Source organism: Paenibacillus odorifer (assembly GCF_000758725.1).
In the GTDB taxonomy this organism is placed as follows: Bacteria; Bacillota; Bacilli; order Paenibacillales; family Paenibacillaceae; genus Paenibacillus_AQ; species Paenibacillus_AQ odorifer.
This window is the reverse complement of the sequence record NZ_CP009428.1, coordinates 2,897,817-2,914,691: the sequence shown is the minus strand read 5'-3', so window position 1 is coordinate 2,914,691 and position 16,875 is coordinate 2,897,817. Positions and strand designations below refer to the sequence as shown.

Annotated in this window: 21 protein-coding genes and 1 riboswitch; of the genes, 9 read left to right on the top strand and 12 right to left on the bottom strand. The window is 44.3% G+C overall.

The annotated features are described in order from the left end of the window. Positions 1-5: 5 nt before the first annotated feature. Both PODO_RS12485 and PODO_RS12480 read right to left on the bottom strand, forming a co-directional pair. Positions 6-1,103: a Gfo/Idh/MocA family protein gene (locus PODO_RS12485; protein WP_036686323.1), complete on the bottom strand. Its 1,098-nt coding sequence runs from the start codon at positions 1,101-1,103 to the stop codon at positions 6-8. Then, positions 1,096-1,863 carry a sugar phosphate isomerase/epimerase family protein gene (locus PODO_RS12480; RefSeq protein WP_036686321.1) on the bottom strand — a complete coding sequence of 256 codons (768 nt, stop codon included), beginning with the start codon at positions 1,861-1,863 and terminating at the stop codon, positions 1,096-1,098. Before PODO_RS12480 ends, PODO_RS12485 begins: the two co-directional genes overlap by 8 nt. A gap of 277 nt (positions 1,864-2,140) precedes the next feature. On the opposite strand from PODO_RS12480, the gene PODO_RS12475 reads away from it, so the two are divergent. Beyond that, entirely contained in the window at positions 2,141-2,959 is an 819-nt protein-coding gene (locus PODO_RS12475) for an AraC family transcriptional regulator (protein ID WP_036686319.1), read from the top strand. Between the two features lie 22 nt (positions 2,960-2,981). Here the strand turns inward: PODO_RS12475 and PODO_RS12470 are convergent, their stop codons facing one another. Then, entirely contained in the window at positions 2,982-3,713 is a 732-nt protein-coding gene (locus PODO_RS12470) for a class I SAM-dependent methyltransferase (protein WP_038570441.1), read from the bottom strand. 61 nt (positions 3,714-3,774) lie between these two features. After that, complete coding sequence (locus tag PODO_RS12465; protein ID WP_036686317.1) at positions 3,775-3,981, bottom strand: hypothetical protein; 207 nt, start codon at positions 3,979-3,981, stop codon at positions 3,775-3,777. 162 nt (positions 3,982-4,143) lie between these two features. Between PODO_RS12465 and PODO_RS12460 the strand changes: the two genes are divergently transcribed. Further along, a complete protein-coding gene (locus PODO_RS12460; RefSeq protein ID WP_036686316.1) occupies positions 4,144-4,824 on the top strand; it encodes a TIGR00266 family protein in 681 nt (226 codons plus the stop codon). Between the two features lie 69 nt (positions 4,825-4,893). Here PODO_RS12460 and PODO_RS12455 read toward each other — a convergent pair whose 3' ends face one another. Continuing rightward, positions 4,894-5,373, bottom strand: coding sequence for a Fur family transcriptional regulator (locus tag PODO_RS12455; protein ID WP_036686314.1), 480 nt, complete (start codon positions 5,371-5,373; stop codon positions 4,894-4,896). Positions 5,374-5,691: 318 nt separating this feature from the next. Between PODO_RS12455 and PODO_RS12450 the strand changes: the two genes are divergently transcribed. Then, positions 5,692-6,348 (top strand): S-layer homology domain-containing protein, encoded by a 657-nt coding sequence (locus PODO_RS12450; protein ID WP_038570438.1) that lies wholly within the window; start codon positions 5,692-5,694, stop codon positions 6,346-6,348. Between the two features lie 95 nt (positions 6,349-6,443). Here PODO_RS12450 and PODO_RS12445 read toward each other — a convergent pair whose 3' ends face one another. The 3 genes from PODO_RS12445 to PODO_RS12435 are packed head-to-tail and all read right to left on the bottom strand — an operon-like array spanning position 6,444 to position 8,768. Beyond that, entirely contained in the window at positions 6,444-7,196 is a 753-nt protein-coding gene (locus tag PODO_RS12445) for an amino acid ABC transporter ATP-binding protein (RefSeq protein ID WP_036686311.1), read from the bottom strand. 13 nt (positions 7,197-7,209) lie between these two features. Next, positions 7,210-7,878: an amino acid ABC transporter permease gene (locus PODO_RS12440; RefSeq protein ID WP_036686309.1), complete on the bottom strand. Its 669-nt coding sequence runs from the start codon at positions 7,876-7,878 to the stop codon at positions 7,210-7,212. A 53-nt stretch (positions 7,879-7,931) separates the two neighbouring features. After that, positions 7,932-8,768: an amino acid ABC transporter substrate-binding protein gene (locus PODO_RS12435; protein WP_038570435.1), complete on the bottom strand. Its 837-nt coding sequence runs from the start codon at positions 8,766-8,768 to the stop codon at positions 7,932-7,934. Between the two features lie 222 nt (positions 8,769-8,990). Further along, positions 8,991-9,094: riboswitch (TPP riboswitch) on the top strand. Positions 9,095-9,292: 198 nt separating this feature from the next. On the opposite strand from PODO_RS12435, the gene PODO_RS12430 reads away from it, so the two are divergent. Genes PODO_RS12430 through thiE form a run of 6 tightly spaced genes read left to right on the top strand, consistent with a single transcriptional unit; the run spans position 9,293 to position 14,115 of the window. After that, positions 9,293-9,988: an ABC transporter ATP-binding protein gene (locus PODO_RS12430; RefSeq protein ID WP_169744765.1), complete on the top strand. Its 696-nt coding sequence runs from the start codon at positions 9,293-9,295 to the stop codon at positions 9,986-9,988. Next, the gene (locus PODO_RS12425) at positions 9,969-10,745 is read left to right on the top strand and encodes an ABC transporter permease (RefSeq protein ID WP_080742476.1); all 777 of its coding nucleotides are present in this window, start codon (positions 9,969-9,971) and stop codon (positions 10,743-10,745) included. The genes PODO_RS12430 and PODO_RS12425 overlap by 20 nt, the downstream gene beginning before the upstream one ends. After that, a complete protein-coding gene (locus PODO_RS12420) occupies positions 10,742-11,779 on the top strand; it encodes an ABC transporter substrate-binding protein (RefSeq protein ID WP_038570429.1) in 1,038 nt (345 codons plus the stop codon). Before PODO_RS12425 ends, PODO_RS12420 begins: the two co-directional genes overlap by 4 nt. A 41-nt stretch (positions 11,780-11,820) precedes the next feature. Then, entirely contained in the window at positions 11,821-12,615 is a 795-nt protein-coding gene (gene thiM, locus PODO_RS12415; protein ID WP_038570426.1) for a hydroxyethylthiazole kinase, read from the top strand. Between the two features lie 23 nt (positions 12,616-12,638). Beyond that, entirely contained in the window at positions 12,639-13,469 is an 831-nt protein-coding gene (gene thiD / locus PODO_RS12410) for a bifunctional hydroxymethylpyrimidine kinase/phosphomethylpyrimidine kinase (protein WP_170914225.1), read from the top strand. Continuing rightward, the gene (gene thiE / locus PODO_RS12405; RefSeq protein ID WP_038570424.1) at positions 13,459-14,115 is read left to right on the top strand and encodes a thiamine phosphate synthase; all 657 of its coding nucleotides are present in this window, start codon (positions 13,459-13,461) and stop codon (positions 14,113-14,115) included. Before thiD ends, thiE begins: the two co-directional genes overlap by 11 nt. Here the strand turns inward: thiE and PODO_RS12400 are convergent. The 4 genes from PODO_RS12400 to asd form a co-directional block, all read right to left on the bottom strand. Further along, positions 14,096-14,788, bottom strand: coding sequence for a pseudouridine synthase (locus PODO_RS12400; RefSeq protein ID WP_038570422.1), 693 nt, complete (start codon positions 14,786-14,788; stop codon positions 14,096-14,098). The genes thiE and PODO_RS12400 overlap by 20 nt on opposite strands. A 109-nt stretch (positions 14,789-14,897) precedes the next feature. Then, a complete protein-coding gene (locus PODO_RS12395) occupies positions 14,898-15,080 on the bottom strand; it encodes a DUF3934 family protein (protein ID WP_038570418.1) in 183 nt (60 codons plus the stop codon). Positions 15,081-15,196: 116 nt separating this feature from the next. After that, entirely contained in the window at positions 15,197-15,595 is a 399-nt protein-coding gene (locus PODO_RS12390) for a hypothetical protein (protein ID WP_038570415.1), read from the bottom strand. A 121-nt stretch (positions 15,596-15,716) separates the two neighbouring features. Beyond that, positions 15,717-16,802 (bottom strand): aspartate-semialdehyde dehydrogenase, encoded by a 1,086-nt coding sequence (gene asd / locus PODO_RS12385; protein WP_038570412.1) that lies wholly within the window; start codon positions 16,800-16,802, stop codon positions 15,717-15,719. Positions 16,803-16,875: the final 73 nt, after the last annotated feature.

The following is a 16,875-nucleotide window of genomic DNA, read 5'->3' as shown; positions in this document are numbered from 1 at the left end:
CTCGTTTAGTTATCTGATGTTCCGTCAAAATACACAGCACGACCTGTACGGGAAGATTCGTAAATAGCCTCCAAAATTTGGGTAACGACAAGGGCTTGTTCAGGTTTAACTACTGGTTCTTTATCTTCCCTAACTGCCTCAAGCCACAAGCGAGCTTCACGATCGGATTCACTCTCTTGTCCTCCGTTAAAGAAAGCTACTCCCCCTGCGGACAAGTCAATTTTAGTCTCGTATAGACGGCCACCACGGTCACCATTTAAGCGTAACCCGTCCTTCATATCTGCGCCACCCTCTGTACCTGCGAGGAGCGTCTTCGCTTCTCCAAATTCCGATACATTAAGAGCCCAGCTTGATTCCAGTACAATTGTAGCACCATTTTCCATGGTAATAAATCCAAATGCTGAATCTTCTACTTTAAATTGTTCAGGGTCCCATGGACCAAAGGCATTTCCGCCGTTTTTACGGTTACCTAGCTTATGAAAAGTCGAGCCCATAACACTACGCGGTTTATAATTGTCCATCATCCATAATGTTAGATCAAGCGCATGCGTACCGATATCGATCAGTGGACCCCCACCTTGCTTTTCTTCATCCAGGAATACGCCCCATGTAGGAACCGCACGACGACGTACTGCGATCGCTTTTGCATAATAGATTTCACCAAGCTCACCGTTTTCGCAAACGTCTTTAAGGTATTCACTATCCGCACGATAACGGTTTTGATAAGCTACAGACAATTTCATGCCTGTACGTTTAGCAGCCTCTAACATTTCCTGTGCTTGAGCTGTAGTCTTCGCCATAGGCTTCTCACACATTACATGATTGCCAGCTTCCAATGCTGCGATTGTGATCACGGAGTGACTGTCATTCGGTGTACATACATGCACGATATCGAATCCTCCGGCTTTCAAAAGCTCTTGATAATCTGTATATACAGCCGCGCCTTCAGCACCATAGGTTTTTGCTGCTTCCTGTGCACGTTCTTCGACGATATCACAGAAGGCTACCATTTCAGCATCTGCTTGACGTGACAAACTTGGCATATGTTTTCCATTAGCAATTCCACCGCAACCGACAATAGCAATTCTCAACTTTTTAGACATGAACATTTCCCCCTTGATTAGCGTATGCTTTTACCCATTTCAAACTATCTTCTACACTTTCTAATGGTGAACGGCTGCAATAATCCTGCTCCACTACCGCCCACTCTACCTTTGCCTGTACAGCCGCATCAAGAATTGCTGTAAGGTTTACTTCTCCTTCGCCTAGAACAACCGTTTCTGGTGAACCATCCTCATGTTTCTTCAAATCTTTCAGATGGATGATCGGCAACCGGCCAGCGTATTTGTTGATATATTCTACGGCATCATAACCTGCGTGATGTACCCAGCATGTATCCATTTCAACTTGCAGCAAATCAGCTGGCACTTCTTCAAACAAACCGTCAAACGCTGTACGGTCACCATATCGATCAGTTAGCTCAAAGTCATGATTATGGTACAAAAGAACCGCTCCACGCGCCTTGCACTTTTCTCCAATGATCTTCAGATTCGCAGCAACTTCTTCATAGTTACGTTGTTCTTCTGACAGATACGGCACAATCAGATTATGATTTCCAATCTCTAGGTTGTACGCAATCTCTGCCTCTGTATCATTTAACAACGCGTCATAGGGACGGTGTGCGCCCAGCGCAACTAATCCTAGTTCATCAAGCAGTTGTTTGACTTCTGCTGCGCTACGGCCGAAGTAATGGAAAAACTCCACGCCTTTATAACCAAGGGCTGCCACTTTACGCAGTGTCCCTTCAAAATCCTGTTCCAGTTCTTCTCTGAGCGTATACAATTGCAGGCCTATCTTCAGCATTTTCGAATCACTCCAATTGGATTTAAAGTTAGCTTTCTGTAGTGATAATCACTTGAACAATAATGCTGTAACAGAATTGACTAATCTGATTCTCATCAGTTTCCTTAAACTGTCATTCTTGTAAGCACAGCTAATACCGACTGTTTCTAGCGTTGATGGTCGATTTCTTTCTTTATTGCTTAGCTACATAGTAATATGAAAGCGTATATATTAAAATGAAGAATATGATTAAAACATGAACAATCTGCTTATCATTTCAATACACCTAGGAGGACCTATGACTCATTCTGCTACCTGTCACGTATTATCAGCCGGATTTTCTTTTCATCGCAAGCCTTTTCATATGTCTCAAAGTCAAGGGAACCAGAACTTTCTTATACGTCTGCAAACGGAAGGAAGAAGCCGTGCATTGATCGATGGTGTGATGTCACCTGTGGAAAGCGGGGATATTATGTTATTCGCTCCAAATGATCCTTACTATTTGATCATAGATAAAGAAGAGTACCCTGTAGGCAAGCCACGAATTGAAAGCGGAGATTATCATATTTTTTGTGGGGGAACATGGATTGATGAATGGTGGCAACGTTCACAAAGACCCACTCGCCTAAGTGTGCCGCTTAGTGAGAATTTTCTTGGCTTGTTTCGCCAGTTAATTCTGGAGCACCGTCGACTTTCCGACTTCTCTCCAGAAATATCTGCCTGCTATCTGCAAATTCTATGTATGGAAATCGACCGGCTAATTACAGACCAGCCAGCAATTACTCCAAAAGGTTATTTGGCATACCGAATGAAGCAATATGTTGAGGAGCACGCAACCGTACCCTTTCTATTGGAGGATGTAGCAGGTTTTGTGGGTATATCCGTCTCGCGAGCCGTTCATTTATTTAAAGAAGCCTTTGGGACCAGTATTATTAAATATGTAAACGATGTCCGACTGGAAATGGCCAGAGAACGGATAACCTTCAGTCCCATGCCGCTGGAGCAAGTAGCAGAAACTTGTGGTTTTGCGAACTATACCTATTTTCACCGCGTCTTCCGAAGCCGTTTTGGTATGTCACCAAGAGAATATCGTGTGCACAGCAGAGAACAGGTGTAAATGAAGAAACATGAGAATGAAATTATTCTTTTACAGCCGAAATGATCAGGAACATCGGTCTACGCTCCTCATCCTTCATCCATGGATCATTACTCATTTCTTCTAAAGGCTTTGGTTCTTTAACCGCTTTAATAGTAAAGCCAGCTTCAATCAGGTCATTAAAGTAGGTGGAAATCGTGCGATGGTATTTAATCACATTTTCTGTTAAGAATTTAGTTTCACGAAGTCCTTCTGATTGATAATGATCTACGGGCCAATGCAGGTGGTTACCTTGTTCATCGGTATACCAGTCTTGCTCTTCCCGTGAAGTAAAGATAGGATGCTCCACTGAAAAAATAAAACTCCCACCAGGCTTAAGAAACGCATGGACTTTGCGGCAGATGGCTGTAAAAGATTCAATATAGTGGAAAGCCAATGAACTGAGGACCACATCAAATTGCTCGCTCGTAAAATCAATGTCCTCAATCGGCAGCTGGATATAAGTTATAGCAGGATCGTTCGTTTTTTCACGCGCCTGTTGCAGCATTTTTTCAGAGATATCCACACCTATAACTGAACTCGCCTGCTGCTCACGGGCATATAGGCAATGCCAGCCGAAGCCGCAGCCTAGATCAAGCACACTTTTATTATGTAAGTCTGGAAGAAGTGCCTTTAATACATGCCATTCTCCTGCTGCTGCAAGCCCTCCGATAGATCGAGGCATTTGTTGGTAAGCTGAGAAGAAATTCGAATCGTCATATTTATTTTGTTTCATCTGGGATACATCTCCTATATATTATTTCTTCAATTACTATACGCTGAGCGACGTCCTCTTATCAAATAGCCAATAAAAAAGGAGCATCATCTTGGAAGATCTGCCCCTTATATCTATTCTTATTCAATTGTTCCTGCTTGCTTGGTGTTAACCGTACATGCTGTGAAATGGCTCCATAATCACTATTCGATCTACGACTCTGTGCTGCGCACCAGGCTCCGGAGCGCTCTGCCTTACGCAAGGCTTTTTGTGTCTTGGTTCGTGCCATGTGACACCACTCTCCTATTCATGGGTGAATGATTATTGATCTTACATCTATAAGACAACTTCATTTTAACATATTCCAGACTATGAGCGAAGCAAGAATTCCGTTACACTTAGAGCAAAGCTAGTATTCTATCTTATCTAAATAGATGCGGAGGTTTAAAGGATGAATTACCAGGTTTTGTATGAAGGTGCTTTTGCTATGTTAAAGGTCCAACTAAATCCCGGTGAAAGCGTAAAGGCTGAAATGGGCGCAATGGTCGCGATGTCACCTAACGTAGAATTAAAAGGAACCGTGGATGGTGGTTTAATGCGCGGTCTCGGGAGAATGCTGAGCGGTGAGAAATTCTTCTTTCAAGAACTTAGAGCGACCCGTGGTCAAAGTGAGGTATTGCTGTCACCTGGCTCACTCGGCGATATTCAGGCGATAGAATTAGACGGATCGTATAAACTGTTAGTTCAAAAAGACGGATTTCTCGCCGGAACTGAAGGCATTCAAGTAAATACCAAAATGCAGAATTTAACCAGAGGGCTCTTCTCCGGTGAAGGCTTCTTCATTGTAGAAATCAGTGGCAGAGGAACGGTGTTCCTGTCTTCCTTCGGTGCTATCCATGCGATTAATTTAGGACCTGGTGAAGAAATGATTATCGATAACGGACACCTCGTAGCATGGCCAGATTATATGGACTATAAGGTAGAAAAGGCAGCCTCTGGCTGGCTAAACAGCATAACCAGTGGTGAAGCACTTGTGTGCCGCTTTCGTGGAGAAGGTGTAATTCTCGTTCAGAGCCGTAACCCTGGCAGCTTCGGAACGTGGATCAAATCCTTTGTACCTACTCGAAGCTAGACTTCCTAAAACGCAGTAATCAAAAAAGACACAGGCTTGGACCCTGTGTCTTTAGGTTAGAAAGCGATCTTACGAGACTGCTTTATCTGCTTCTGCTTTTGCTTTTTTGCAGCCTGTACGTTTACATGTTCCATAAGTACCCTTGAAATCAAGGCGATGATCCGTGACGTTAAAGCCATATTCACGTTCCACTCTTCTCTCCAGCTCCACAAGCCAGTCGTCCTTAATTTCCTCCAACCGACCGCATACGCTGCATATCAAATGATGATGCATATGCGAATGATCGTTCCCGCGCAAATCGTAACGGGCAACTCCGTCTCCGAAGTTCATCTTCTCTACAATGTGTAGCTCACATAAAAGCTCAAGTGTACGGTATACCGTTGCCAGGCCCAGATGTGGATAGCTGTTCTTAACAAGCATATATACTTCTTCTACGCTTAGATGATCCTTCTCATTGTCGAGCAGAACGTTCACTATAGCTTCACGCTGAGGCGTTAATTTATATTTTTGCGCCGCAAACAATTGACTGATATTTGATATTTGATCCATTTGGTCTCCTACCTTCCCGGAACGATTTAACATCCGTACCCTCTGAGACGCTCCTATTTATGCAGTTTGGACAAACCATAAATAGTAATCGTTACGATATAATCATAACAAAATTAACCACGAATGAAAAGAGCCTGACATCATTATATCATTTCATGCCACTTATCCAAAGTACTACACCCCAATCTGGCCCATATTTCTATTAAAATCTACTTTTTCGTGAAATAATACAGATTAGACCGCAACCTTTCCATAATTTACAACGTTAAAGGAGTGACAAAGGCTAAGGAGCCTATCCATACAACGAGGTGAAAAGACATGAACATGAAAAAAAGCACACTAGCAGCGATCACAACCGTAGCCATTTTCTCCTTTTCTTTAGGTGGTCAGATGTTTGCAGCTGGGAACACCTTTAAGGATATTGATAACATAAACGGCAAAGAAAAAATCATTTCTTTAAAAAATCAAGGGTTAATTAAAGGTGTCAGCGAATCTCAATTTCTCCCTGGCTCTAAGGTAACTACAGCCCAAGGGATTCAGTTTATCTCCGGCGGTCTCCAGCTTAGCCTCGCGGCCATTGATTTTAACAAAGCTCCTGTTGCCAGCGGCTTGTTCACAAAAGTAAAAGACAAAGCCTGGTACGCTGAAGCCTTTATCAATGCTTATTACAATGAAGTTAAGCTTCCTAAAGACATTGATCCTAACCTCATTATGACCAAAGAGCAATTCACTAACTATCTAGTGCAAGCGATCGAAGGCGTTGGCAATCTGCCGATGATCAATATCGTTCCAGTAGATATCGCTGATGAAGCTTCTCTGACTCCTGCGTATCAAGGCAGTATTCAGCGCTCCCTGAAATACAAGATCAATAGCCTGGATGCTAACGGAAAGTTTAATCCAAAAAGCGAACTCACCCGCGCCGAAGCAGCGATTATGCTCTACAACGCTTTGGAATTTCTGAAAACTGGAGTATAAGCCAAATTTCAGATACTCTTCTCATTTGAATAATCTACACATGAAAAAGCAGCTCCGGATGATTCCCGAGCCGCTTTTTCGTGTATATTGTCTTTCTACTCTTCTTCACCATTCAGTCTGTTCAGAAATTGCAGAGCCCGGGGATTCTTCGGATGCTCCAGCACTTCTTGCGGAGTCCCTTGCTCTAAGATATGACCACCATCCATCAAAATGATCCGGTCCGCTACATCGGCGGCAAATTTCATCTCGTGGGTCACAATCACCATAGTCATACCTTCTGCCGCTAATTGTTTGATAACCTTAAGCACTTCCCCTACCAGCTCAGGATCGAGCGCCGAAGTGGGCTCATCAAACAATAACACTTCTGGATCTACTGCCATAGCCCGGGCGATGGCCACTCTCTGCTGCTGTCCACCTGACAGCTGATGTGGATAGTTATCAGCTTTATCTGCCAAACCCACCTTAGCCAGCAGCTGAAGCCCCCGCTTGCGCGCTTCTTCCTTGGATCGTTTCAGGACAGTTACCTGTCCCTCCATCACATTGCCAAGCGCAGTCATATGCGGAAATAAATTATACGATTGAAAGACCATCCCTGTTTTCTGACGAAGGGCCAATACGGAATTCTGAGGAATTTTCTTATGATCTGTAAAATTGATGGTGATATCACTGAGCGACAGGCTGCCTTGATCCGGGATTTCCAACAGATTAAAACAGCGCAGCAGTGTAGTCTTCCCGGAGCCAGATGGCCCAATAATGACAAGTACCTTTCCATGCTCCATTTTCAGATCAATACCCTTTAACACTTGGAGTGCGCCGAAGGATTTATGCAAATTAATGATTTCAATCACAAGTATCTCTCCTTTAGGTCGCAGAGTAACGATCGAGTCGTTTCTCCAAGTAATTTTGCAGCGCCGACAGCACAGAACAGAACACTAAATAAAACAATCCTGCTTCGGAGTATACCAGCAGAGGCTCATAAGTGGTAGAGGCTACCTGCTGTGCGGTTCTAAACATCTCCGTATAGGTGATGATCGCTGCAAGCGAAGTATCTTTAACCAAGCTAATAAAGGAATTGGACAACGGCGGTACAGAAACGCGCGCAGCTTGTGGCAGAATTACGCGGCGCAGAGCCTGCCCACGAGTCATCCCGACTGAGAAGGCAGCTTCCCATTGGCCTTTATGTATCGACAGGATAGCAGCGCGTACGATTTCCGATGAATAAGCCCCTACGCTAAGGGTAAATCCAATGGTGGCGGCAATGAAGGGGTCGAGTACAATACCAACAGCCGGCAAACCATAAAATATAATAAATAGCTGCACTAACAATGGGGTTCCTCGAATAACCCACACATAAAAACGGGCGATTAGCTTCGGAATTACCCACGGTGAAAGACGTGCCAGCGCGGTTAGGATCGCCAAAATCAATCCAAGCACAAAGGAAAGTAGCGCCAACGGAATGGTAAAAGCCACCCCGGCTTTTAGCAGGGGTAGCAGTGTGTCTAAGAAAATTTGTATTTTGCGGTCATCCATTATTCAGACATCCTTTTTAGCTTCCAGGCTTAATTAGCCTTGCTAGCCTTGTATTATTTTGAAACGTCAGCTCCAAAGTATTTCTCGGAAATTTTCAAGTACGTTCCATCACTCTTCATCTCTGTAATCGCATCACTGACCGCTTTCACCAGCTCATCATTACCTTTCAGGAATACCGCGGCACTTTGTGATCCTTCAGGAATCTCATCAACCACTTTAATTTTTGCATCTGGTTTTTGTTTTTTCAGATCCAGATAAGACAAGCCATCATTCACAGTTGCATCAATACGTCCCGAAGTCAGCAGGTCCATCGCTTGATTGAAACCGTCCGTAGCTACGATTTCAGCACCGTTCTCACGAGCGATGTCGGATAAGTTACTTGTCAGGGATTGTCCGGCTTTTTTACCCTTAAGATCGGCAAAGGTCTTAATATCCTCATTGTCTTCGCTCACAATCAATACTGCTTTGGATACGATATAGGGTTCAGAGAAATCATATTTCACTTTGCGATCTTCGTTAATGGAAACTTCATTAAAGATTACATCAAACCGTTTCGCATCCATTCCAGCGAAAATACCATCCCACTGAGTTTCAAAAAATTCAGCTTTAACACCTAAACGCTTTGCTACTTCTTCAGCAATTTCCACGTCAAAACCAGTCAATTTCCCCGCAGTGTCATGATAAGTAAAAGGCGCATAAGTCCCTTCTGTACCTATCCGCAATTTGCCGCTGGCTTTCACAGCCTCCAAACTGTTTTGCGCTGAAGATGCTGCTCCACCATTCGTTCCAGCTGTAGGTTCAGCAGCCGTATTGGTATTCGAATTATTGCCGCAAGCCGCTACAAGGACCACGGTTAACGCCAATATAATAGTTAAACTCCATTTTTTCATTATTAAATCCCCTCTCTCTATCCGGTTTTTTTCCGGTAAATTGAATAGTACACTGCCATCACATGATCGTCAATACTTTTTTCCGATTATATACATCGGAATTATAATATTAACTAGATTCCTACCTATATCTTACCCAATCTTGGATTAATCCTTCACTTCTTTCTCTCTTTACTTCTCAGAAAGATATGGTATATTTATAAACAAATTAATATGGACCTGTTATTTCACTAGGGGAGTCGGCCGACTGAGACGGAGCTTCAAGCTCCGGACCCTTGGAACCTGATCTGGATCATACCAGCGGAGGGAAGTGGAGCAGAATTTTCATCAAGCATGTTAAGTGTTATTATGCAGAATGAACTTTTTGACCCATTCATTTCCTCTGGAAATGGATGGGTCTTTATTTGTTTAGGCGCTCCACAAAAATTTTAGGAGGTTAGATCATCACGACCATTTTATCTATTCAAGGCCTAACCTACTCTTTTCCGGAATCTGAGCACCCCCCTGTATTCGCAGATCTATCTATGGATATCAGGCAAGGGGAATTCGTCTCCGTAGTAGGTGCTAGCGGATGCGGGAAAAGTACATTTTTCAAAACGATTGCCGGTTTACTCGAACCTACTCACGGAAAAATAAAACTCTCTACGCACCCGTCAACCGCTAGTCGTTTAGGTCAGATCGCTTATATGCCTCAGCAGGATTTATTGCTGCCTTGGAGGACAGTGCTCGACAACTGCCTTTTGCCTTGGGAGATCAAGCCCAGATTCAATAAACAAGAAACGATCACTCAGATTCGGGAAATGTTGACCCGCTTCGGCTTAGCAGATGTAGAGAAGGCTTATCCCCATGAACTTTCGGGTGGAATGAAACAGCGAGTCGCATTTCTGCGCACCTTAGTGGCTGGAGGCGGAACTGGTCTGATGCTGCTGGATGAGCCCTTTGGCGCTCTCGATGCCATGACCAAACGCGAGATACACCGTTGGCTGTTGGAGTTATGGGGTGAATTGAATCAGACGATTATGCTCATCACTCATGATCTGGAAGAAGCACTATTGCTCAGTGACCGGATTTATTTATTATCTGGCGGTGCGCACAGCGAATTACAGGAGATCGTTGTGGATCTACCAAGGCCAAGACATTATAAGATGAACTATGAACCCCGGTTTATAGCACTACGGGAAGAGTTGGAGCGAAGATTGCATGCAACCTATACCTTTTAAAAAATATCTAGACAACTATGGTCCCTTCCTTCTTCTGGTACTGCTCATTCTTGTAATCTGGGAGTCGGCTGTTCGCCTTCACATGATTCCAGCCTTTATTCTCCCTGCACCTTCCTCTATTGGAATCGCATTGATCGAGCACAGGCAATTATTATTCGGACAGCATTTATTGGCAACGTTACAGGAGATACTGGTGGGTTTTGTCCTTTCTGTTATTTGTGGTGTATTGCTGGGCACTGGAATGTTCCTGTATCGCCCCATAGAAAAGGCCATCTATCCCTTTCTTATCATTAGCCAGACGATCCCATTAATTGCGCTATCCCCCATTTTTATTATGTGGTTCGGATATTCGCTGTGGAGCAAAGTGGCTGTGGTGTTTTTGACGGCTTTTTTTCCAGTCGTAGTGAGTACATATGATGGACTTCGTACAAGTGGCCAGACTTACAAGGACTTATTATTAACATTTGGTGCAAACCGCTGGCAGCTGCTTGTCAAAACCCAAATTCCACTGGCGTTGCCTGCTTTTTTCTCTGGCTTAAAGCTGTCCATTGTATACTGCGTCATCGGAGCTACTATCGGGGAATGGCTCGGCGGCAGTAAAGGACTCGGTTACTTCAGCCGCAGAATGGCCGGAAATATGCAGAGCGATGAAATGTTCGCGGCTGTATTTCTGCTGTCCGCGCTTGGTGTGGTGCTTTTTCTGGCGATAGCTTTACTCGAACAATTATTTTTAAAGAAAAGAGGATCAAACCAATGAATCATTTAAAATCCCCACAACGAGGACTTATTTCTGTATTTCTAGTATGCACACTTTTGCTCTTAAGCAGCTGCGGGAAGGCAGACAAGATAAATAACAACTCCCAAACCGATCCCTCCAATACCGAAAATAAGCAGTCACACAAGCTGACGATTATGCTTGATTGGTATCCCAATGCCGTTCATTCCTTTCTATACGCTGCGCAACAGCAAGGTTTTTTCCAAGAGGAAGGTTTGGATGTCGAGATCAAAATGCCTGCAGACAGCAATGATTCCCTAAAGCTTGTTGCAGCGAATCAAATTGATCTAGCGCTCAGTTATCAGCCTCAGGTACTTATGGCACGCGGCGAGAAAATCCCTGTACGTTCGATTGCAGCAATCGTGCGGCATCCACTGAATCATCTGATGGTTCCTCAGGCTGGCAGTATTCATAGTCCAAAAGAGCTCGCGGGAAAACAAATCGGCTATTCCTCCATTCCGCTCTATGAAGCGATGATTCGGACAATGATCCAGAGTGATGGAGGCGATCCTTCATCCGCCAAGCTGATTGACGTAGGTTTTGACCTCATCCCTGCGATCTCTACTGGACAAGTAGACGCAATAATGGGCGGGTTCATCAACCATGAACAACTAATCCTTGAAAAAGAGGGACATCCGGTCACTTCGCTTAATCCAACGGATTACGGAGTGCCTGACTATTATGAGCTTGTGCTGGTGGCCAGCGAACAAGGATTGCAAAATTCTGAAGCCTACTTTAAAAAATTTCTAAATGCCATTACAAAAGGACAGGAATTTGTGGAGCAGAATCCTGAACAAGCCCTGGATTTACTGGTTGCACATGAAGATGCAACTTCACCGCTCGACAAGGAGATTGAGAAAAAAAGTCTTGAGATTCTGCTGCCGCTGATGAATGCTGGCGATCAATCTTTTGGATATCAAGACCCGACATCTTGGGAAAAGGTTCAGCAGTGGTTATCCACCAACAATCTTCTACCAGAGGATATTAAAGCACAGGAAGCTTTTATCAATCTGTAATGTTTAGTTAGTTGTTCATACAAGCTTGAGGAGGAATTATGATGAGTTATTTAGCCAAAGTACGGGAATCCAACCCGTTGATCCACAACATCACTAATATTGTGGTAGCCAATTTCTCAGCCAACGGTCTGTTGGCGCTTGGCGCCTCTCCCTTTATGGCGGATGCCCACGAAGAAGTGATCGACATCGCCGCTATGTCGTCTGCTGTAGTTCTAAATATCGGCACACTCAATGATTACGCCATTCAATCTATGTTGCTTGCTGGTAAATCCGCTAATAAACACAGGGTTCCCCTAGTGCTTGACCCGGTAGGTGCAGGCGCAACTTCTTATCGGACCGCTGTCACTCAAAAGCTAGTGAATGAGATGCAAATCACCGCACTGCGGGGGAATGTGGCTGAAGTCGCTAATGTCATTGGAGAGAGTTGGTCCATTAAAGGGGTGGATGCTGGCGAAGGTGAAGGCGATGTAGTCCTTTTGGCTGAAGCTGCTGCGAGGAAGTTAAGCTGTGTGGTCATCATAACTGGAAAAGACGATGTGATCACGAATGGAAAAAACACCTATATTGCTAGCAACGGTCACCCTATTCTCACGAAGGTTACAGGAACTGGCTGCTTGCTCAGCGCTGTTGTGGGGGCATTTCTCGCGGTAAGTGGCGGTGACTCGTTGGAGGCCGCAGTGGAAGCCCTCTCCTTCTATGGAGTAGCAGCTGAAATCGCCGCTGAACTAACAACTGGTCAAGGGCCGGGAAGCTTTCAGGTTGAGTTTCTAAATCAACTGACATGGGTCACACCAGAAGTCTTCCTAGAAAGATCCAGCATCAAACAGCTCAGTTAATGACCCTCAAAGGAGTGAATTCGATGATTATATCCAAAGCTCTAACCATTGCCGGCTCCGATAGCGGCGGTGGTGCTGGCATTCAGGCCGATCTAAAAACCTTTCAGGAGCTTTCTGTCTACGGCATGTCCGTCCTCACAGCTGTGACAGCGCAGAATACGCTTGGTGTCCAAGGGGTTTATCCAGTGACTCTGGACGCCATAATTCAGCAGCTTGATTCTATAGGACTTGACCTGCAACCAGATGCCGTAAAGACCGGGATGTTATTTAACAGTGACATCATCCGCATTGTGGCAGATAAAATTAAGTATTACGGCTGGTCTAATCTTGTAATTGATCCTGTGATGGTCGCTAAAGGAGGGTCCACACTGCTGCTGCAGGAGGCGGTTCAATCCTTAATCAGCCATCTGCTGCCCTTAGCATTGGTGACGACACCCAATATTCCCGAAGCCGAAATGATCACAAAGATGACGATCTCCACCATCGAAGAACGCAAAAAAGCAGCCAAAATCATTCATGGCATGGGCTCCAAATATGTAGTGCTAAAAGGGGGACATGATACCTCGACCACAGCCGTAACCGATCTTCTATATGATGGCGACGAATATACCTTATTGGAGAGTAGCCGGATTCAGACCAGACATACGCATGGTACAGGCTGCACCTATTCAGCAGCAGTCACCGCCGAGCTAGCCAAAGGCAAATCCGTAGCAGAGGCCATTCAAACTGCCAAAGCATTTATACAAGCGGCGATCGAGGACGAGCTGAGCATAGGGGCTGGGCATGGACCAACCAATCATTTTGCTTATCAGAACAGACTGCGAGGGATAAACAGTGCAACGAATGAACAGTGAACATCTGCGAGATCTATTAAAAGTCTATTTCATTATGGGCAGCGTAAATTGCCGTAAAGCTCCAGTTAAGGTGCTGCAGGAAGCGGTTGCTGGGGGCATAACCATGTTTCAATTCCGTGAAAAGGGTACCGGTTCCTTAAGCGATAAGGCTCGACTTAATCTTGGGAGACGACTTCAAAAGATTTGTCATGCCAATGGCGTGCCCTTTATCGTGAATGACGACATTGATTTAGCGATCGCGCTTGATGCGGACGGAATTCATGTAGGACAGGAGGATACACCTGCATTGGCAATCCGCCAGCTACTTGGAGAGAATAAAATCATTGGTGTATCCGCTCACTCTTTCGTTGAAGCTCAGCAAGCGATTGCCGATGGAGCCGACTATCTGGGCGTGGGTCCCATTTATCCTACGTCATCCAAGGAGGATGCCAAAGCTGTTCAAGGCACTGCGATTATTGAAGAACTAAGAAATAAAGGCATTACCATCCCTTTGGTTGGCATTGGGGGAATCACGCTGCAAAATGTTGCACCTGTATTAGCAGCCGGTGCGGATGGGATCTCTGTTATCTCAGCGATTACCGGAGCTGTAGACATTACCCCAACTGCCAGAGGCTTTGTTGACAAAGTTAGTTTAAGCGGGACATAAGCTCATTCAGCTCTTCACTGCTTAAATGCCGCCATTGTCCTAGCTCCAAGCCGTCTAATGTAATATTCATAATTCTTATGCGCTCCAGCTTTAGTACTCTATATCCTAACTCCTTGCTCATTCTGCGTATTTGCAGATTAAGACCTTGAGTTAGGATAATTCTAAACTGACATTCTGTGATCCGATAGACCTCACAAGGTTTCGTTGTGATTCCAAGAATGTTCACGCCGCTAGACATCGCTTGTAAGAATTCTGATGTAACCGGTTTGTCTACATTAACTACATATTCTTTTTCATGCCCATTCTCGGAACGCATCATTTTATTTACGATCTCTCCATCGTTGGTTAACAAAATGAGGCCTTCCGAGTTTTTATCTAATCTGCCGATCGCAAAGATCCGTGAAGGATACCCTACAAAATCAATAATGTTCCCAACTACATGTGGGGCTGCTGTACAGGTAATGCCTATCGGCTTATTCAAAGCGAGATACACTGGCTCCCCTTTACTGCTTGTTATCGGCTCCCCATCGATCCATACGATATCCTCTGGCTCTATAAGAATGTTCGCATCACAGACGATACCATTCACAGCGATTCGACCTGCAGCAATTAATCGTTTGGTTTCCCTTCTGGAACAAAAGCCTGTTTCGCTTATATATTTATCGATTCTCACTGCTGATCCTACTTTCTCTCTATATACTTACATCTGGTCATAAAAAAACACCTGATTTTAACGATCAAAATCAGATGTTAACCTTCAGGAATAACCCAGTTTATTGGAGCTATTTGGTGCTTCCGCTTTTTTTCACGTTACTGCCCTTGCTTCCACTTGCACCTTTAGCACCTGGACCCGTCGTTGGGTCACCTTTAGCAGGTTTAACTGGTTTTGCTGTTTTGTTCCAGCGTGTCCAGCCTTTACTCCCCGTACCTCTGCCTGTGCCGCCACCTTTACTTTTTGCACCCATTATATCACTCCGTCAGTCATTCAGAATTCGTATAGTTTATACACTTTACCTATCTTACCACACTCTCAACCTTTCTGTTTAAGTAATAACAAATGCTTCATCTAACTAGCCACTGTTTAGAATTTAGCATCTTTATTCATTTCATGAATATCAAAGCTATCCTCATGTATTTCGATGGCGATGACGGTGTCCTTTTTTTCAAAAAATTGCACATGCCCTAACCGCTTGTCCTCCAGCTCTATCCATCCATCATCGCTTAATTTATTAAAATAGCTGTCAGGCCGATAAAGACCTTGTTCTCCCCCTATATTATCCAACTCGTACTTTGCTCCAATTTTTATATTAGGGTTATTTGAATTTGTTATCACTTCGATTTCTTTGGCATTCTTCGGAATTGGAATTTCGGCATTTATAGATGACACTCCATACTCTTGTTCCTCTTGAGCTGACGATGTACAACCGCTTGTAAACAGGATTAATGGTAACCAAATAAAAGCTAATAAATATTTATTCAAAGGTATCCTCTCCTTCCATAACTTATTTTACCAAATGTAAAATTAAAATAAAAACACCCCACCAAAGACTAAGCTTTGATGAGGCGTCTATTCACATCAGCTTTGCAGCTCATGTATAGACTTATTTCGGTTGAATATAACCTTCTGCTTTCAGAAGCTCAGCGATCAACACAGCACCGCCAGCCGCTCCGCGCAGGGTGTTATGAGATAGACCTACGAATTTGTAATCATAGAGGGCATCTTCGCGAAGTCTGCCTGTCGATACGCCCATTCCGTTCTCAATATCACGATCCAGCTTGGTCTGTGGACGATTGTCCTCTTCAAAATAGGTAATGAACTGTTTAGGTGCGCTAGGCAGTTCAAGCTCCTGAGGACGTCCTTTAAAGCTCTTCCAGAGATTCAGAATCTCTTCTTTGGACGGTTTCTTCTCAAAAGAAACAAATACAGCAGCCATATGTCCATCCGCTACAGGCACACGGATACACTGCGAAGTAATCGTTGGCGCTTCACTCTTTACGATACCCTCTTCTTCAACGCTTCCCCAGATCCGCAAAGGCTCTTGCTCACTCTTCTCTTCTTCGCCACCGATGTAAGGAATCACGTTGTCCAGCATTTCTGGCCAGTCCGCAAAAGTCTTTCCTGCACCAGAAATAGCTTGGTAGGTAGTGACCACCACTTTAGATGGATTGAAGTCTTTGAGCGCATGAAGTGCAGGCACATAACTTTGAATGGAGCAGTTAGGTTTAACTGCAATGAACCCTGTCTCTGTTCCCAGACGTTTTCTTTGCTGTGCAATAACCTCAAGATGCTCCGGATTAATCTCAGGAATGACCATAGGCACGTCAGGCGTCCAGCGATGCGCTGAGTTATTGGAGATTACTGGCGTTCCGGTGCGAGCATAAGCCTCTTCGAGCGCTTTAATCTCATCTTTTTTCATGTCTACAGCACAAAAGATCAAATCTACATCCGCAGCTACTTCCTCTACCTTAGAAGCGTCTTGGACCATAATATTCTTTACGTTCTCAGGCATTGGAGTAGATAACTTCCATCTGCCCTTGGCCGATTCTTCATACGTTTTTCCAGCAGATCTAGCACTGGCAGCAATCGCAGTTACTTCAAACCAAGGATGATTCTCTAGAAGGGCAATAAAACGTTGTCCTACCATACCTGTGCCGCCAACTATGCCGGCTCTTAGCTTTCTTGACATCAGAAAATACACTTCCTTTTGATTAACTGTCCTATTGTGAATAATAGGCCGATAATTAATGATATACGGCGCG

What these genes read in the sequence shown, in the direction of transcription:
- PODO_RS12485 (WP_036686323.1), bottom strand. Translation starts at nt 1,103, where the DNA reads ATGTCTAAAAAGTTGAGAATTGCTATTGTCGGTTGCGGTGGAATTGCT.
- PODO_RS12480 (WP_036686321.1), bottom strand. Translation starts at nt 1,863, where the DNA reads ATGCTGAAGATAGGCCTGCAATTGTATACGCTCAGAGAAGAACTGGAA.
- PODO_RS12475 (WP_036686319.1), top strand. Translation starts at nt 2,141, where the DNA reads ATGACTCATTCTGCTACCTGTCACGTATTATCAGCCGGATTTTCTTTT.
- PODO_RS12470 (WP_038570441.1), bottom strand. Translation starts at nt 3,713, where the DNA reads ATGAAACAAAATAAATATGACGATTCGAATTTCTTCTCAGCTTACCAA.
- PODO_RS12465 (WP_036686317.1), bottom strand. Translation starts at nt 3,981, where the DNA reads ATGGCACGAACCAAGACACAAAAAGCCTTGCGTAAGGCAGAGCGCTCC.
- PODO_RS12460 (WP_036686316.1), top strand. Translation starts at nt 4,144, where the DNA reads ATGAATTACCAGGTTTTGTATGAAGGTGCTTTTGCTATGTTAAAGGTC.
- PODO_RS12455 (WP_036686314.1), bottom strand. Translation starts at nt 5,373, where the DNA reads ATGGATCAAATATCAAATATCAGTCAATTGTTTGCGGCGCAAAAATAT.
- PODO_RS12450 (WP_038570438.1), top strand. Translation starts at nt 5,692, where the DNA reads ATGAACATGAAAAAAAGCACACTAGCAGCGATCACAACCGTAGCCATT.
- PODO_RS12440 (WP_036686309.1), bottom strand. Translation starts at nt 7,878, where the DNA reads ATGGATGACCGCAAAATACAAATTTTCTTAGACACACTGCTACCCCTG.
- PODO_RS12435 (WP_038570435.1), bottom strand. Translation starts at nt 8,768, where the DNA reads ATGAAAAAATGGAGTTTAACTATTATATTGGCGTTAACCGTGGTCCTT.
- PODO_RS12430 (WP_169744765.1), top strand. Translation starts at nt 9,293, where the DNA reads ATGGATATCAGGCAAGGGGAATTCGTCTCCGTAGTAGGTGCTAGCGGA.
- PODO_RS12425 (WP_080742476.1), top strand. Translation starts at nt 9,969, where the DNA reads ATGCAACCTATACCTTTTAAAAAATATCTAGACAACTATGGTCCCTTC.
- PODO_RS12420 (WP_038570429.1), top strand. Translation starts at nt 10,742, where the DNA reads ATGAATCATTTAAAATCCCCACAACGAGGACTTATTTCTGTATTTCTA.
- thiM (WP_038570426.1), top strand. Translation starts at nt 11,821, where the DNA reads ATGAGTTATTTAGCCAAAGTACGGGAATCCAACCCGTTGATCCACAAC.
- thiD (WP_170914225.1), top strand. Translation starts at nt 12,639, where the DNA reads ATGATTATATCCAAAGCTCTAACCATTGCCGGCTCCGATAGCGGCGGT.
- thiE (WP_038570424.1), top strand. Translation starts at nt 13,459, where the DNA reads ATGAACAGTGAACATCTGCGAGATCTATTAAAAGTCTATTTCATTATG.
- PODO_RS12395 (WP_038570418.1), bottom strand. Translation starts at nt 15,080, where the DNA reads ATGGGTGCAAAAAGTAAAGGTGGCGGCACAGGCAGAGGTACGGGGAGT.
- asd (WP_038570412.1), bottom strand. Translation starts at nt 16,802, where the DNA reads ATGTCAAGAAAGCTAAGAGCCGGCATAGTTGGCGGCACAGGTATGGTA.